Source organism: Xenorhabdus miraniensis, from assembly GCF_002632615.1.
In genome coordinates, this window is sequence record NZ_NITZ01000126.1 from 1 (window position 1) to 406 (window position 406).

The following is a 406-nucleotide window of genomic DNA, read 5'->3' on the forward strand; positions in this document are numbered from 1 at the left end:
CCGTGAACAGGCGCAGCTCGATAAACCCGGTGCCTGTCACCTGTTCCGTCATTCGATGGCGACCCAAATGCTGGACAACGGGGCCGACACCCGGCACATTCAGGCGATACTGGGGCATGAACGGCTGGAGACCACGCAAATTTACACACGGGTGGCTATCGGACACTTAAAGACCGTGCATCAGCAGACGCACCCGGCCGAGCAGGCAGACAATCCGACAAACGGCAATGTCAGTGCAGCAGAGAGCCGCTCAGGCCGTGCCCGCGGAGAATCGGATGGCGAACCGACACCCCGGCGCCCCGGACAGCCCGATAATCCCCGTTGAGCCGGGCAGGGTTCGGAGCAGGGGCAGACCGTGGCCGGACTGCCCGTCAGCCCCGGTGTCTGCGGGGGTACGTGGGCAATG

Annotated in this window: 1 protein-coding gene; it reads left to right on the plus strand. The window is 64.3% G+C overall.

What is annotated here, in order from left to right; all coding sequences use genetic code 11:
* On the plus strand, window positions 1–325 hold a 325-nt coding region (locus Xmir_RS22400), incomplete at its 5' end, for a tyrosine-type recombinase/integrase (RefSeq protein WP_145956972.1).
* Window positions 326–406 lie beyond the last annotated feature (81 nt).